A 1,146-nucleotide genomic window follows, 5' to 3' on the forward strand; every position below is an offset into this window, starting at 1 on the left:
CGGCGTACGCCGCCTGCCGGACCGCCTCGATCTGCAGCATCCCCGGGACGTGGTCGAGCGGGTGGTCGAAGAGCACGGGGTGGGTCACGTCGACGCGGAGCGCGAAGGACGACGACCCGTCGGCGGCGGGAGTGCCGCCCTCGGGCCCGGCGAGCACGACGTCGCAGCGGCTGCGGTCGGCCAGCCCCGGGCAGCTGGTCGCGAGGCCCAGCTCCGGGCGCTGCGGGTCCTCGGGGCCGACCCGGACAGGGTCCGCCTTCAACACGCGGCGGCGTAGCACCTCGTAGGTCGCGCGCGGGATGCAGCGCAGGCCGCCGCCGAGGCGCGCGAGCGGCCGGCCGTCGATCTCGATGACCACGTCGAGGTCGAGCGCGGTCGGCACGCCGCGGCGCAGGCCCCCGGGGGCGACGGAGACACGGAGGACGGCCTGGGCCGGGGCGCTGCCGGCGGTGAGCGCGGCGGCGTCGAGGAGCCGGTAGCTCAGCTCCGTGAAGATGAACTGCGCGCCCTGCGGCACGCCGTAGAACACGTGGGCGAGGAACAGGCCGGCCTGGCGCACGGACTCGATCGCGATCATCGGGTCGTGGCGCCCGGCGCGGTCGTGACGGTAGAACCCGTGCGCACGCGGCCACTGGGCGCCGACGAGGAAGGTGTCCGGCGCCTCCTCGACGGCGTCGGTGATGAAGACCTCCGCGACGGAGGCGCGGTGCACGAGGCCGCGAGCCACGGTGCGCTCGAAGGTCAACGAGCGCACGCCGGCACGTCGGACGGCGCGACCCGTCGGCTCGGCGGTGTCGCCGGCCGGGACCGCGAAACGGCTGGACGGCTGCGCGACGTGCCCGGGAGCGGGCAGGAGCTGCTCGGTCGCGGCGGCGGGCGTGGTCTGCGTGGGAAAGGCAGCCAGCGCGGCCTGGGCCGACCTGAAGGAGAGCTGGTCTACGGGCAGGCGGTTCGCGGCGGCGGTGGCAGGAACCGGTCGTGTTTCCGTCATGACTGGAAACGTACCGACCGAGCGGTATGTTGGGAACCCCCTGCAGGTTACGGATACGGAAAGGTCCGATGTGGCCCGAATGTCCAACGCTGAGCGGTCGGCGCGCACCCGGTCGACGCTGATCCGCGCCGCCGCCAGCGTCTTCGACCGGCACG

1 protein-coding gene is annotated in these 1,146 nt (G+C 74.3%); it reads right to left on the minus strand.

Annotated elements, in window-relative coordinates; all coding sequences use genetic code 11:
• A partial coding sequence (locus G9H71_RS22790) for a ScbA/BarX family gamma-butyrolactone biosynthesis protein (RefSeq protein WP_166285021.1) occupies positions 1 to 991 on the minus strand: 991 nt, incomplete at its 3' end.
• Positions 992 to 1,146: the final 155 nt, after the last annotated feature.

Origin of the sequence: Motilibacter deserti (assembly GCF_011250635.1) — a bacterium.
In the GTDB taxonomy this organism is placed as follows: domain Bacteria; phylum Actinomycetota; class Actinomycetes; order Motilibacterales; family Motilibacteraceae; genus Motilibacter_A; species Motilibacter_A deserti.